At 52.5% G+C, this 14661-nt stretch carries 13 protein-coding genes; 9 read left to right on the top strand and 4 right to left on the bottom strand.

Translation table 11 applies throughout. The features are described from left to right. Positions 1-138: 138 nt before the first annotated feature. From GX441_03180 to GX441_03200, 5 genes are all read left to right on the top strand, one after another. On the top strand, positions 139-5751 hold the full coding sequence (locus tag GX441_03180) for a PAS domain S-box protein (GenBank protein ID NLI97646.1): 5613 nt from the start codon (positions 139-141) through the stop codon (positions 5749-5751). Beyond that, the gene (locus GX441_03185; protein NLI97647.1) at positions 5741-7147 is read left to right on the top strand and encodes a sigma-54-dependent Fis family transcriptional regulator; all 1407 of its coding nucleotides are present in this window, start codon (positions 5741-5743) and stop codon (positions 7145-7147) included. The genes GX441_03180 and GX441_03185 overlap by 11 nt, the downstream gene beginning before the upstream one ends. Before the next feature lie 299 nt (positions 7148-7446). Continuing rightward, the gene (locus tag GX441_03190; protein NLI97648.1) at positions 7447-8166 is read left to right on the top strand and encodes a response regulator; all 720 of its coding nucleotides are present in this window, start codon (positions 7447-7449) and stop codon (positions 8164-8166) included. Positions 8167-8179: 13 nt separating this feature from the next. Then, complete coding sequence (locus GX441_03195) at positions 8180-8497, top strand: hypothetical protein (protein ID NLI97649.1); 318 nt, start codon at positions 8180-8182, stop codon at positions 8495-8497. Between the two features lie 46 nt (positions 8498-8543). After that, entirely contained in the window at positions 8544-9425 is an 882-nt protein-coding gene (locus tag GX441_03200; protein ID NLI97650.1) for a response regulator, read from the top strand. A gap of 27 nt (positions 9426-9452) precedes the next feature. On the opposite strand, the gene GX441_03205 is transcribed toward GX441_03200, so the two are convergent. Then, the gene (locus GX441_03205; GenBank protein NLI97651.1) at positions 9453-9650 is read right to left on the bottom strand and encodes a T9SS type A sorting domain-containing protein; all 198 of its coding nucleotides are present in this window, start codon (positions 9648-9650) and stop codon (positions 9453-9455) included. Between the two features lie 156 nt (positions 9651-9806). After that, positions 9807-11342 carry a tetratricopeptide repeat protein gene (locus GX441_03210; GenBank protein NLI97652.1) on the bottom strand — a complete coding sequence of 512 codons (1536 nt, stop codon included), beginning with the start codon at positions 11340-11342 and terminating at the stop codon, positions 9807-9809. Between the two features lie 284 nt (positions 11343-11626). Between GX441_03210 and GX441_03215 the strand changes: the two genes are divergently transcribed. The 4 genes from GX441_03215 to GX441_03230 all read left to right on the top strand — a co-directional run bounded on the left by GX441_03215 (position 11627) and on the right by GX441_03230 (position 13912). Then, the gene (locus GX441_03215; GenBank protein NLI97653.1) at positions 11627-11890 is read left to right on the top strand and encodes a hypothetical protein; all 264 of its coding nucleotides are present in this window, start codon (positions 11627-11629) and stop codon (positions 11888-11890) included. Between the two features lie 70 nt (positions 11891-11960). Beyond that, positions 11961-12152 carry a hypothetical protein gene (locus tag GX441_03220; protein ID NLI97654.1) on the top strand — a complete coding sequence of 64 codons (192 nt, stop codon included), beginning with the start codon at positions 11961-11963 and terminating at the stop codon, positions 12150-12152. Further along, positions 12130-12468, top strand: coding sequence for a hypothetical protein (locus GX441_03225; protein ID NLI97655.1), 339 nt, complete (start codon positions 12130-12132; stop codon positions 12466-12468). The genes GX441_03220 and GX441_03225 overlap by 23 nt, the downstream gene beginning before the upstream one ends. Further along, the gene (locus GX441_03230) at positions 12458-13912 is read left to right on the top strand and encodes a hypothetical protein (GenBank protein NLI97656.1); all 1455 of its coding nucleotides are present in this window, start codon (positions 12458-12460) and stop codon (positions 13910-13912) included. The genes GX441_03225 and GX441_03230 overlap by 11 nt, the downstream gene beginning before the upstream one ends. Positions 13913-13986: 74 nt before the next feature. On the opposite strand, the gene GX441_03235 is transcribed toward GX441_03230, so the two are convergent. After that, positions 13987-14286 (bottom strand): hypothetical protein, encoded by a 300-nt coding sequence (locus GX441_03235; protein NLI97657.1) that lies wholly within the window; start codon positions 14284-14286, stop codon positions 13987-13989. Positions 14287-14298: 12 nt separating this feature from the next. Then, a complete protein-coding gene (locus GX441_03240) occupies positions 14299-14508 on the bottom strand; it encodes a hypothetical protein (protein NLI97658.1) in 210 nt (69 codons plus the stop codon). Positions 14509-14661 lie beyond the last annotated feature (153 nt).

Below are 14661 nucleotides of genomic sequence, written 5' to 3' on the forward strand. Positions count from 1 at the left end.
TACAGGCAAGGCTTGACACCCGCAAACAGCGGGCATATACTATCTCTAATAGCATCAGGAAGAGTGTATTGAATCCGGACATCGGTTGCATAAGATACAGAAGTTGGACTTATACCTGAAAGGAGGGTACGAAGTCGAATGGCGAGAAACCCCGCAAGGACTCTTGTAAAAGAGCCTGATTTTGAAACCCAGAAAAAGGAGGGTTTCTTCCCGAGACTGGTTCAGAATTTTTTTTTCTGGGGTTTTATAGGCGGAATAGTCACATGGTTTATAGGGGCCTGGGCCGAGTCGCTGTTCTTCATGCACAACAGTTATTTTTACCAGTTCTTCAATCCATCGAGCTACACTTTGATAGTAAGAATAGTGGTTTCGCTCGTATTTGTCTTCCTGGGTTCGATGGTGGAGCTTGCGCTCAAGCGCTACCGCCGGGTACAGGCGCGCAGGGCTAAGGAACTCAGCGCGCTTTTCGAGACGAGTGCCGCGGTTTCGTCCATCCTCAACGAGTCCGAGCTCTACGAGCTGATAGTCGAAAAAGTGAGCAAGCTCATCGAATCGGACGGCTGCATCGTTTTCGGCTACGACAGCGAAAAGAAGGAACTTGCGCCAAGGGCGACGAGCCTTAAGCTCTATCAAAGCCAGATAATGAAAGCAAACATTCCATTAGGTCAGGGTATAACCGGCCGCGCCGCACTCGAACGCCGGCCCATACTCGCCAACAACACGCATCTTGACCCTAATGCCAGAAGGATGCCAGGCACGCCCGAGGAGCCTACCTGCATCCTTGCCGCCCCCCTGATATCGGGAGACGAACTCCTGGGCTGCATGAGCGTCCTGCGGCTGAGTGAACGCGAATTCAAGACGCAGGATCTCGAGCTTTTAAGTCTCTTTGCGAGTCAGGCATCCGAGGCTGCATACCGTTCAAGGCTTTTTTCAAGATTCCTCGAATCCGAAGAGCGCTTCCTGAGATTTGAATCTGCAGTAACGGACGTTATATACCGCTACGATAACGTCCGAAAAGAGTACGACTTCATATCGCCTTCTCTAGAGATGCTCACAGGCTACACTATGGAGGACGTAAAAGAACATCAGACGGATTTCTGGGAAAACCTTATCTACAAAGACGATTCGGCAAGGGTAAGGAAGGCTTATGCGGACTTTCAGGCTAGAGACGGTGATAGTTCATACAATCTTGAATACAGGATAGTGCGCAGGTCGGGCGAGGTGATTTGCGTCAACGAGCGCGGTAACTTCGAGACGGACCATGAGGGCAGGATAACAAGCTTCAATGGCGTGGTGCGCGATGTTACCGAGCAAAGAAGAGCGGAGAAACAGCGCAGCATCAAGGCGCGGCTGCAGGAGCGGCTCAGGCAAACCAAGACGATAGCCGATTGCCTTAGGCTGGGCTGCGAGGCCGTTCGGGATGCAGGGCTCTTCAAACGCGCGGTGTTCACAACAAAAAACGAAAAAGGCGAGACGACCAATGTAGGCTACGTCGGCGTAGACCCAACGCTCGTAGAGGAGATGAGCAGGAAGCCTCCGGCATCGAAAGAAGTGTTCGAAAAAATTCTTCGGGAGGAGTTCAGGATAAGCAATTCCTACTTTGTACCCCAGGAGTCCGGCGTAAGCAAGCTCATCGACGATTCAGGCAGGTACATTCCGCAAAATGAATCCGCGGGCGAGGGCGAGGATGCCTGGCGTCCGGGCGACGAGCTTCTTGTGCCAATGTTGTCGATGGATGGAAACGTCGAGAGTTTTCTTTCCGTCGATACTCCATACGCAGGCAAGAGGCCTGAAAGGAATGTCATTCTCTATCTCGAAGACATAACCGACATGGTGGCAAGGCAGATACACGAGTTAGAGAATCTTGCCGCACTCCGCGAATCTGAGGAGCGCTACAGGCAATTTACGGAACGTGCAATGGTAGGGGTCTACATCTATTCTGCAGACCGCTTTCTGTACGTTAACCCGGAGATGGAGAAAATCCTCGGCTATTCGCGCGAGGAGTTGCTCGGTATGAACCCGTGGGAACTCGTTCTGAGGGAGGATATTGAGGGTCCGCTAAGGCAGAGGGACGAAGCAAAGGCGAGGGGTGAAAAGGTTCCGCCGAGCTACGAGATGCGAGTGAGGCGCAAGAGCGGCGAGACTGCGGTGCTCGAGGTCAAATCGGACAGCATAGTCTATCTTGGGATTGAAGCAATGTTAGGCAACTGCGTCGACATCACGGAGCGCAAAAGGGTTGAGGAGGCTCTCAGGGCGTCGGAAGAACTCAACAGGGCAATCGTGGAGCGCTCTCCTTTAGGGGTTTCAATGCGCGACACTAAGGGCAGCCTTATCAGCGTCAATGAATCATGGAAGAAGATATGGGCGATTCCTGCTGACGAGCTTGAATTGGATATTAAAAGGCCGAGGGAGCGCCTTGAATTCGACGAAAGGGACGACTATCTGAAGGAATGGCAGGATGATGTAAGGAAGATATATAGCGAAGGGGGCTACCTGCATATCCCTGAAGTAAAAGTCCTTAAGCCGCGGCCCGGAGGCGCGGAGTGGGTGTCGCATCACTTTTACGCATTAAAGAACCCGCAAGGCGGCGTTCGACTCGTGGTGGTGCTTACAGAAGATATCACCGAACACAAGAAGGCGGAGGATGCGTTGGTAGATTCCGAGGAGCGATACCGCAGTCTTACTGAAAAAGCGCTTGTGGGCGTCTACATCTTCAGTCAGGACAACAAGTTCTTGTACGCCAACCCCGCGGTCGAAAAGATATTCGGCTACACCGAGAAGGAGCTCGCCGCGATGCGCGACCCCTGGGGGATAGTCCTTGCAGAGGACATGGAAAAAGTAGTCGAAAAGAGGGCAAGGGATATCCGTGACGGCAAAGAGGTCTCGCCAAGCTACGAACTCAGGATAAGGCGCAAAAACGGCGAGATAGCAGTCATAGAGATTAAATCGCACCCCATTAACTTCAAGAACAAGCCGGCATATCTAGTCAACTGCATCGATGTGACCGAACGAAAGAGGGCTGAGGAGGCGCTCAGCCGCGAGCACACAGCTTTCAGGATAATCGCAGAGGCATCCATTCACTCCGAGGATATCGCAGGACTCTGCCAGAGCGTGATATCCGGTCTCGTAGAAGCCCTTGGTTTCGACGCGGCGACGTTCAGAACCTACGACGCGGAGGAGCGGATACTCAATCTTGTTTCGCACGTAGGCCTGCGCGAAGAGGAGAAGAAGGAGATAGCGTATCTTCAGTCGATAGACGATAAGCGATTTGTGGCTGCTCTGACCGCGCGATCGCGCAAGCCTTTAATAGCGCCCGACGTTCACGAAGAAAAAATTCTCAAGCCGTACATGGATAGACTCCGGATATTCAGTGAACGTTCGCTTATCTCCTGGCCCGTATCCGGAGGCAAGGGAAACCTCCTCGGCGTGCTGCACCTGTGGGCAAGGAGGCGCGTGGATATTTCATCTGCCGACAAGAGCTTTTTCGAAAGAGTCAGCGGCATGTTTGCAGCAGTCCTGGAACGCAAGCAGGCCGAGGACGCGCAGAGGGAATCGGAGGAGCGTTACAGGGCATTCACCGAAGAGGCGATGGTGGGCGTCTATATCTACCGCGACGGCCGGTTTCTGTTCGTAAACAAAGAGATGGAGAAGATTACGGGCTACTCTAAAGAAGAACTCATCAAGAATCCCCCTGACATCCTGGTGCTGCCCGAGGAGGAGCCATTTCTCAAGTCCAGGGAGGACGCCCAGAAAAAGGGCAAGCCTGTTCCCTCCCAGTACACGATGCATATAAGAAGAGCCGACGGACGCATAGCGATTCTTGAACTCAGAACAAGACCCGTTATCTACGAGGGAACAATGGCTTTTTTAGGCAACTGCATAGATGTGACTGAGATCCGCAAGGTTCAGGAGGCGCTCAGCGAATCCGAGGAGCGCTACAGGGTACTTACCGAAGAGGCGATGATGGGCATATACGTGGCGAGCGGCGACCGGTTCCTTTTCGTCAATCCTGCGATGGAGAAGATTACGGGCTATTCGAGAGAGGAGCTCATGGACATGGAAACAAGCGAAATAATAATGGCCGAGGACATTGAGATGATAAAGGAGAGAAAAAAGCGTCGCAAACCGGGAGACCCTGACCAGTACAACATGAACATAAAAAGAAAGGATGGAAGCAAGGCAGTGCTCGAAGTAAGAACCAGGCCTTTGTCGCGAGAAGACAACGAAAGGGTTTTTCTGGGAAACTGTATTGATGTCACGGAGCTTGTCATGCAAAGGGTGCAGATTGAGCGCGCCAAACAGGAATGGGAGAGGACCTTCGATTCGATATCGGATCTTGTAATGATACTGGATAGCAGGCAGAGGATAATAAGAGCCAACAGGGCTGTTTCAGAGTACGCAGGAACCTGGTTCAACAAAATAATAGGAAAGAACTATCTGGAGATTTTTCACCTCTCCGGCGCCGATGCGCGCAAGAGTATTCCGCTTTTGCGGATAAAATCCAAGTTTCCGGAGTATTTCGAGATAAGGGATCCTCTTAAAAACAAGACTTTTTCCGTCTCGGTTGCTCCTGTAACCGACAATTCCGGCGACATAGTCGCAAGGGTCTGTGTAGCTCGCGATATTACGGAAATGCGAAGGATAGAGGAGGCGCTCGTCGAATCCGAGGCGCAGTTCAGGGGTTTTGCTGAAAGCGCACAGGAAATAATATTCAGCCTCAGTCACGACGGCAAGGTGCTCTACATCAACCCGGCAATCAAAGAAATATTCGATTATGACCCTGAAAGGATAGTGGGCGCCGATCTCAAAGCTATCCTGGATAATTTCGGCGTTTCCGCCACGACCCGCTCGACTCTCACAGGCAATCTTTTCGATGAGGTTCTCTCCGAGAAGACGGCTCTTTTCGAAATCGAACTGGAGGATTCTCAAAAACGCATTCACGTGCTCGAGATATCTGCGAAAAGACTCCCGATGCAGATACTCGGCATCGCCCGAGACATCACCAAACGCAAACGAATGGAGGAGCAGCTCGTAAGAGCCTCAAAGCTGGCTTCGATAGGTGTGCTTGCCGCAGGCATCGCCCATCAGGTGAACAATCCTCTTGCAATAATGCTTGCGACGTCTACGGTTCTCCGCGACCTCATAACCGGAGCAAAGGATGTTCCGGAAGCTCTGTCGGACGAAGCGTCGAAGTATCTTGATACGATGGAGATGCAGGTTGAAAGGACTAGAAGGGTTGTTTCAGGTCTTCTCGAGTTTACCCAGCCGAAGCGGGGCGAGGTCATTCCTTCGGACGTTAACGGCATACTCGCGGAGGCGCTCGAGCTGCTCGCCGAGCCGCTTGCTTTGCCAGGGCTGGATTTCGAGCTTTCGTTGGACGAGAATCTGCCGCCGGTCATGGTCGACAGGGTTGCTCTTCAGCAGGCTCTGGTCAATATCATCCAGAACGCCTGTGAAGCCATGGATGGCAAGGGGACCATCCTCCTAAAAACCGAAGCGGGAGCTCCGGATACAGTCCGGGTGGTGATAAGCGACAACGGGCCCGGCATCCCTTCGTACATAAAGGAGGAGATATTCGAGCCTTTATTCACGACCAAAACCGACAAAAAAGGCACCGGACTTGGCCTGCCCGTGAGCGTGATGCTCCTGGAACGTTTCGGAGGAAGCATACGTCTAGAGGATACTCAAGGCGGAGGAGCGACTTTTATTGTGGAAATCCCTGTTAAAGGAAAGGAGAGCGATGACGACTGAAGCCCCGAGGGAACGCATAAGGGTCCTTCTCGTCGACGACGAAAAGCCTTTTCTCGAAGCCACTTCAAGAGCGCTTAATACGAGAGGGTGCGTCGCAAGCGTTGCCTCCAGCGCCGCCGACGCCATTACCGCACTCGAGACGCGCTTCTTTGATGTGGTGGTCCTTGACCTGAGGATGCCGGGAATGGACGGACTAGAACTCATGAGAAAGCTTAGCGCCGAGCGGCCGACGCAGAAGGTCGTCATGGTTACCGGACATGCCACGGTCTCCACCGCCGTCGAGGCGATGAAGCTCGGAGCCTTCGAGTTCCTCTTGAAGCCGGTAAAGATAGAGGATTTACTCAGGGTCATTCAGCGCGGCGCGGAACTCGGCAGCCTTGAGCGCGAGAACATCGCTCTCAAGGAGGAGCTTGAACGCCGGAGGGGAACCGACACGATTGCAGGGGAGAGCGATGCCGTAAGGAGCGTGAAGGAGTTCATCGCCAACGCGGCCGAATCGAATCTGCCCGTTCTCATAATCGGCGAAAGCGGCACGGGCAAGGAGCTAGTTGCGAGAGCGATACATGCCCAGAGCGGCCGTTCTGCAAATCAGCTCGTTATAGTTGACGGTGCAACGCTGCGCGAGGAGCTTATCGCGTCCGAGCTCTTCGGACACGAGAAGGGCGCTTTTACGGGTGCGGTATCCAAAAAGGCCGGGTTGTTCGAGGTCGCCGACAGGGGAAGCATCTTTCTTGATGAGATAGCCGAACTCTCTACAGCAAACCAGGCGTCGCTTTTGCGCGTCATCGAATACGGCACCTTCAGACCCCTCGGAGGACTCAGGGAGGTTCAGACCGACGTGCGGATAATCGCCGCTACGAATCAGGATACTAAACGTCTTGTAAGCGAAGGCAGGTTCCGCGAGGACCTTTTCTACAGACTCAACGGCTTAAGCCTGCGCATCCCTCCTTTGCGCGAGAGAGTCCAGGATATTCCGGTTCTAACGGATTTCTTCCTTTCCAGGCTTAACGCTGCTAACTCATCACGGATTAAGATATCGAAGGACGCCCGGGACGTTCTCATGGGCTACTCATGGCCGGGAAATGTGCGGGAACTTCTTTACGTCATCGAGCGAGCGGCGCTCCTTGCGAGGAAAGAGGGCTTGATAACGCCTCAGTTTCTGCCGGTGTTTGATTCCGGCGATAGGAACACCGAGCAAAAGGATGTAAAATCGGAATCGCTGCAGGCTCTTTTAGAAGAAAAACCAACGCTTGCCGAACTCTCAGCCAGATACGAAAACTTTTATATTAGCCGGCTGATGAAGGAGTTCGCAGGGAATAAATCCGAAGTAGCAAGGGTTCTGGGGATTTCGAGGTCGGTGCTGTACGAAAAACTCAGGCGTCTTGGTCTTGATTGAGGGCAATCCTCTATCTATAACACATGTACTGAAACAGTACAAAAAGATCCCGGGAAACTGCATATTTGTACTGATTTCGTACAGCGTGTGAACTCTATCCTGAGAACGCATTTCTATTAAGTTCAATAAAAAAGCAACTTAATGTTAATGTTCCTCCTGGCATGGAACTTGCTATCAAAAAAAACGCGAGTTTGTGTTGAGCGGTACAGGCAGTGTCTAAGGGTAGACACACCAACCTGAGAGAGTGGCAGGGGGGTGAGGGCGAAAGGCTTGCAAGCAAATACTCTTTGGAGTGCACTTTGGATAAAACTAGTAAAAAGATTTTATTTGTTGATGATGAGAGTGAATTCGCCGTAATGATGAGCAAGGTCCTTGATTTGCGGGGTTTTTTTGTTCAAACCGCGAATTCAGGCGCTCACGCCCTCAAAGCATACTCGTCCCAAGAATACGATCTTGTTGTTACCGATCTTAGCATGCCTGGCATGGACGGCATTGAGTTGGTGCGCGAGATCCGGAAGATGAACCCCTCACAACGAATAATAATCATAACGGGCTTTCCTTCGCAGATGTCTCAAAGGCAGGCTTTCAAGCTCGGTACAATCAATTACATCGTAAAACCCTTTTCAATCAACAGATTTCTTGAGGTTGTGGCCGAGGCGCTTGAGGAGGAGGACGAGGACGGTCTTGTAGGCCCAATAAGGCTGAAATGCGAGGATTTGATCCAGATGTACGCACTGGGAGCCAAGAACATAGTCATCGAGATCATGAACGCCCAGAACGGCGACATGGGCAGGGTGTACATAGAAAAAGGCAAGGTCGTTCATGCCGAAGTTAACAAGTTGAAGGGAGAGCACGCCTTTTACGAGATACAATCATGGAATTCAGGAATCTTCAGGACAGAGGCGCTCAGGGGTCGGATTCCGCACACGATAGACCGCAGCCCGGACGCCTTGATTCTCGAGGCTGCGCGCAGATGCGACGAAAAACCCGATTCGCGGGTGAGGCTTGCAAAAAAGTAGGAAGGTGCTTTTAGTGAAGAAAATAAAAGTAAACTCCTTGCATACCTTTGAGAAGTTCGTCGAGCTGATGGAGACGCTTCCTGGAAGCTACGAGGTCGCAATAAGTTCGTGTGACGGCGAGGAGGGTATTCTCTTCTGCGGTAATAAAATCATCCGCAAGGCGGCATGCAAAGACCTCTCAGGCATGAATGCGCTTGGCCAGATACTTTCCTGGGACGGCATTAACTTCAACATCCGCAAGGTTGCGGCATGCCCGGAGCAGGATATCTACGTGCCCATAAATTACCTTTTGAAGGTTCTTCGGGAAAAGACCGGAGCAGGCATCTTCTAACATCCGAACAACCTTGCCGATTCCCTTATTTATACTATAATAATTCTTGAGCATACAAACAAGGAGGGCGTTCATGCCCGAGGAGATTATTAATCAAATAAAACCGAATATCCTTTTAGTCGACGATGAAAAGGATTTTGCCCAGGCGATGTCGACTCTTCTGAGCGCCGAAGGGTTCCAGGTTTCGCTTGCCCATTCAGGCACGGAAGCGCTATCGGTCTTTGACAGGAACCAATTCGACCTCATCGTTACCGATCTCAAGATGCCGATTATGGATGGAATTGAGTTAGTGAGACAGGTCCGTAAACTGAATCCTAATCAGCCCATAGTCATAGTCACGGGGTTTCCCGGACAGCTTACGCCTTGGAACAGAAGGCTGAATGAGACCGAGGAGGACGTTTTAGAGCTGGGTTCGCTCAGCTATCTGGTTAAGCCTTTTCAGCCGAAAAGGCTCATAGAGGTCGTAAAGAGCGCTATAGAAAAGAATAAGACGCGACCCAGAAAAACCATACAGGAAGTGCAAATCCGCAACCTCAAGGCGGAGAAAGGAGGGGTTAACTGGGTGTCAAAGATAGCCCAGAAGACGCTTGAGGAGAACGCCGAGTCCATAGACGGTCTAATGGCTGTGGGTCTTGCAGACACATCAGGAAGAACGCTTGCCCAGGTTAATCCGGCAGGCATCGCGCCGGAGCATTACTGCGGACGGTTTGCAATAATCATGAGCATAATGAGGGAGATTGCCCGTGAGACAGGCTCGGCAAGAATCATTCAGACGCTCGTGGAATCTGAATCCTCCTGGAATCTCGCCCACTTCATAGGAACAAGCAACTACTATCTCTGCATTGTTGCCGCGCGTAAGGCACCCCTCGGCAATCTGAGAACGGTAATTCGCAAGCTGGCGGAACGATTCGAGAAGATAGTGACTTAAACGGTCTCAAAGCCGTTAAGAGCCAATCTAGCGCAGTATTACTGACTTTCTGGTAATGCTTTCACTCCCGCTTTCAAGTCTTATAAAATAGACCGCGCTCGGTAGGTCCGACGGCATCTTCGTCTGTCCGGAACGACTGACGTTAAATGTCGCCACTCTCCTGCCCGAGGGATCAAAGGCTGTAATCGCACCCCCTTTATCCTCGGGAATCGAATAGGTAATCACCCCACCCTCAGAAACTTCTAAAGCGAGATTGGGGCGTTGTGACGATGCCTCCTCAATCCCTTCGAGGGGATAGGTGCAAACGTATTGTCTTATCATTGAGATTGAGAGAAATCTGCAAGTCACAAAAAGACGAGCGCTCTCATCTTTTTGTTTTTGTTATTGCATCTCCTCGAGCTTCTTGCGTGCAAGCTGGCCGGTTTCGCCCCGCGGGTCGAGCGCGAGCGCGTCCCTGAAACACGTACGGGCCATAGTGAAATCGGCTTTGCCGTTCCCGTTCGGTGTGCAGCGGGAGCGTTCGAGATACGCTAGTCCAATGTTGAAGCGTACGTCGGCCAGACCAGAAAACTTAATTCCCAGCCTGTCCATCAGTTCTAGCGAGCGTTCGTAGTGAGTGATTGCTTTGTCCCAGTGCCCCCAGGCTAATGATATCCAGGCAAGGTCTAGCTGCGCCTGGGTTTCAACACCCATGTCCGGATAAAATCCGAGCGCTCGGTCAAGGAAGCTGTCCGCCTCTGGAAGCCTTCGTTCCGCTATGTAGCGCTCGCCTATCTCCACGCATATACGCGGCAGGGCAACAGGGTTGTAGCCCGAAAGCCCGAGACGTTCAAGCCTTGGTGCAATGCTGTCTGCTTCATAAACGCTTCTTGAATACTGGACAAGCGCTTCAACCATCCCGGCATAAGCCAGAACCCTTAACGTATCGCCCGGCGGAATGACCCTCAGGAGTCCGGCAAACTCTTCGGCTGCAAGGTCGTATCGCTCCTTGAGTCCGTGTGCGGACGCCTTGAGCATGCGGGCCTCGTAGATTCGGTGCGTGTCTGATGTGGCCGCTAAAAGCTTTTCTATGATAAGGGTCGCCGAATCGGGCATCCAGCGCCTGACCATAAGCGAGGCGTAGCGTACGCTAGCCTCCTCCCAGAAGCGGGATTGCGGATGCTCCTTGAATATGCGTTCCCATGCCGAAAGGGCGGTCCAGCCGTCGCCGCAGAGGCCTGCAGATATGCCTGACCAGTACAGCGAAAACGGGGCAAGCCTTTCGATATACGGCATGTACAAATCCTGCTTCCGGTACTCATCCGCTATCAGGCTGAAGTATCCGGCTGCGGTATCAATCGATTCAGGCGTCGCTTTAGCCAGATAAGAAAGGCCAAGCCCTTCAACCGCGAGAAGGATGGCCGCAGGGTCGGAGTATCTCTCGAGCGCGCGTTCAAAATCCGAACGAACCTCTACAATTGAATCCTTGTCGGTAACGGCGGACAGCTGTTCGAAAATCTCGAGCGTATGAGCCACCTCCGAGAGGTCGCTTTCCTTTGGTATCCGGCCTAGATGGGTGAGAGCCCAATCGCTTCGGCCTAGCCTTGAATACGCTTCAGCCGCTATCAGATTCTGTTCCGGGTCCCATGCGACGCCTGTTTCCCTTTCTGCATAAAAAAGCACCAGAAGCGCTTTAGCCGGGTTCTCCCTGCGGTTGTAAAGCGCCGAGAGTATGGTAGCCGCCTTCAGCCGCTCCTCCGAAGGCCTCAATGAATCCTCAACGAGTTTTGTGAGACCCCGTTCGGGGTTGCCCATCTTGAGAAGCGAGTCCAGGAGAAGCTCGACGCGTACGGGCTCTACCGGAGGCCGCATAACGGCTGCATTCCAGAATCCGAAAAGCATTGTAAAAGGAAGAGCAAGAAAAGATATAATCCGCATGATAACCTCGGTTGAAACTCTAAGCGAAAACGGGAGCTTGTCAATCGGACAAACTACCATCCCGCATACAGAAAAGTTCTTAAGGTGAGTGTTCAGTCGAGTCGCCTTCCTCTTAAAGAATAAACAACAATCACCCTTCCCCTGCACCTTCCCGACGAGGGAGGGGTTCCGACTCTTAATCGGGGTAGTCAGATTTCTATGGCTCTGGTCAGTATAAGCAATAGAATACGCTCATAATAAAAAGAGAGCAGACCTGGTGTCTGCATCAAAACGGAGGTTTGTTAATGATAATCGAATACGTCGCAAAGGCGTTCGAGGCGATTACCCTTGCGCTCAAGGGATGCGACCGCGACCGGCTGGAAAACGGTCTCCGCGACGCCCTGGAATCGGCGCGCGAGGATCTGCGCAAGGCGCTCGAGGAACTTAAAGCGGTGCAGGGCGATGACAGAAAGTTCTACGATGCTATACTCAAGTACGCGCTTTCAAAAAAAGCCGAACTCGGGGACAACATAACCGATATCCTGCGCTTTCTGGGCCAGGGCAAGTGAAATGGACCTCGTTGCTCTCATCCGGGAGGTCGGCATACCGTTCGCACTTCTTATCGCCGCCGTGGGGGTCTTGTGGCGTTCCTGGCGGCTCGAATGCAGGCTGCGCAGCAGGGATGAAGAGGAACGACGCAGGGGACTCCTTGAGCGCGAGAACGAGCTCTACTCCCTGTACCGCGAACTCGCGTTGAGAGACCTTGGCAATCTCGTGGACAGGCGCAGAGCGAGGCTGGAGGAGAAGGATGGCAGAGACCGAGAAGATTGATGTTGCAAGCTTCAGACGAAAGGCTATAGGAGACCTTGAGCGCCTTCACGCGCGCTATCTCAGGGCAATCCAGTCGGAAAAGGAAGATCCGGAAACAGCAAAACTGGAAAGGGCCGCAAGGCTTTTTCCTTTACTCGTCAAGACCGAAGAAAATCTGCTTTCGTCCGCCGAGGAGAGCGAGGGAAGAAAAAGACTTGAAGACTCGCTTGAGCTTCTCTTTTCCGTTCTGCGCAAGGTTATTGGCAGCGAGTTCGACTCTAAACGCAATGAGATACTGAAGGCGCTCGAGGCCGAGCTGAAGTTTGATGGCCGCTGAAGATAGAGCCCTGCTCGAGGCATTCCTCGAGCGCCTTAAAGCCCAAGCGCCCCTCCTTGCGCGTTACCGCGAAAACCCCGCGCTCTTTTTCACAGAGCGCGGGGTCCGTCTTTTCGGGGAACTCGAAAGGCTTTTTCAAGACGTTTATTCTCTCAAAACCCGCAGGGCTGTGGCGCTCGCTCCCAGAGGGGGAGGCAAAACCTTCTGTGCTGCAATGCTCGCTTCGGCGTTCTTCCTTTTCCGGGATTTCGACGTCGGTATAGTAGCCGGCTCCGAGACGCAGGCTTTAGCTCTGTTCTCCTACATAACAGAGTGGTTAAAAATGCCCGCAAGCCAGGAAACGATAGAAACCATCAAGCGCAGCGACATTCTTGGCGCGGCCGGCAACCGGATAGTCGCGCGCACCGCATCCTCGCGCTCCATACGCGGTCTTCATATCGGACGTGGCAGGCGCGGCGCCCTTCTCATAATCGATGAAGAAGCCGAGGCGGAGGAGGATGTGGTGCGTGCGGCCCGATATATAATCCGAACGGCCGAGCCGTCCGTTATCCTGCGCGCCTCGACATACCATAAGCTTTCAGGCTCATTCGCCAACCTTGTCGAGAATCACCTCGCGCAGGGATACGAGCTATACCGCTGGTCTAGTTTCGATATCGCACAGCCGTGTTCCTACAGTTGCGAATTATGCCCTGTGACGGAGTTCCGGACATTGTACTGCAAGGGTAAGTCTAGGGATTCCGCGGGCTGGCTTCGTGTTTCCGAAATTGCAAGCGAGTGGAAGGAAAGTTCCAGAGAGACCTTTGAGATAGAGGTCATGGGCATGAAGCCCGCCTCCGCAGGTCTCGTGATAGCGCCTGAAGCTTTGAACGCAGCCGTCACAATGCAATCGCAGGGTTTTTCAAAAGAGGCGTGCTGGGCAGGAGTGGACTGGGGGTTTTCGGGCATGACGGCTGTGGTCGTAATCGCGCTCTCCGGCAACTGTGTTCACGTAACCCATACCGAAGCGTTCGAGAGGCAGGGCATTGAAGCAATCGTAACAAGGTTAAAGCAACTCCGTGAACGCTTCAACTTGAGGGAGGTTTTCCCCGATTCATCCCATCCCTTCGAGAACTCGAGACTGCGCGACGAGGGGTTTGCAATCTGGGGCGCGTCGCAGGACAGCTCCTCAACCCTTGGAGTGCCTTTCTCGGTCTTCAAGGAGGAGGGCGTATCCATACTTTCATGGCTTTTCGAGAAGGGCCGCATCCGGATTCCGGAGTCCTCGACCACCCTCCTCGGTCAGCTTCGTTCGTGGCGCCGGGACGCCTGCGGCCATATCATAAAAAAGAACGATCACTTTCCCGATGCGCTCGTAGCCGCGATGATGAAGCTCAAGATTATGGGCGTGGGTCAGAAACATAAAACTTACCCTGTTACATCGGGAAGCAGATTCTTCAAACCTTGAGGCAATCTATGTCCTTCAACGAAAAGCGGCGCCTTTGGCGCCGCTTGCGAGTTTTGAACGGAGAGTTTAAGTGTTTACACTATCGGCTCTGGAACGTCAGGCCCAAGAGAGGCATCCATAAATCGCACGAAGTGATCGCCGAACTCCTCCCTTATCAGGAGTCTCAAAGAGGGTGTGACACGGTAGGCAAAAACCTCAATCTCAAGTCCGCCTGAAGGATCTCTTCTCACGGTGATCCCTTTCACATCGGGATGAGTGAGAACAGCCATGTTCGAACCGAAATCAATCAACAGGTTTCCACGATTTGACTGGGCAGCCGTTTGGTCAAACCAGTCTTCGGCGTCAATGGGTCCGAAATCTTCACCAAGAAACATATGGTCTTCTTTCTAAAGTCTTGGCGGAGGCGGGGGTTCCGGGTTAGGTTGAGGCGGTGTTGGCGGACCGCTGAAGGTAGTATCGTCCTCGGCAATAAAAGAAGGTCCGGCATCCTGGACGGTAACCGAAGGCGCAGGTGACGCATAAAGCGGGATCGCCAACACAGCGATAGCGCCAAAAACAATTCCGATTAGGATTAGCTTTCCGAAATTTTTACTCATAATTGTTCCTCCTTATAGCCTGTGGCTATTATGTAAACGAAGCCAATCGCGTCAGCAGGAACTATTATTAAGCAATATGCAAGCCAAACTCACAAAAGCTGGAATTATAAAGACTTAATCAACATTCAGCGCTCAAGGAAACAGCTTCAGTCG

This window comes from bacterium (genome assembly GCA_012517375.1).
GTDB lineage: Bacteria > Hydrothermota > Tepidihabitantia > B3-TA06 > B3-TA06 > JAAYVC01.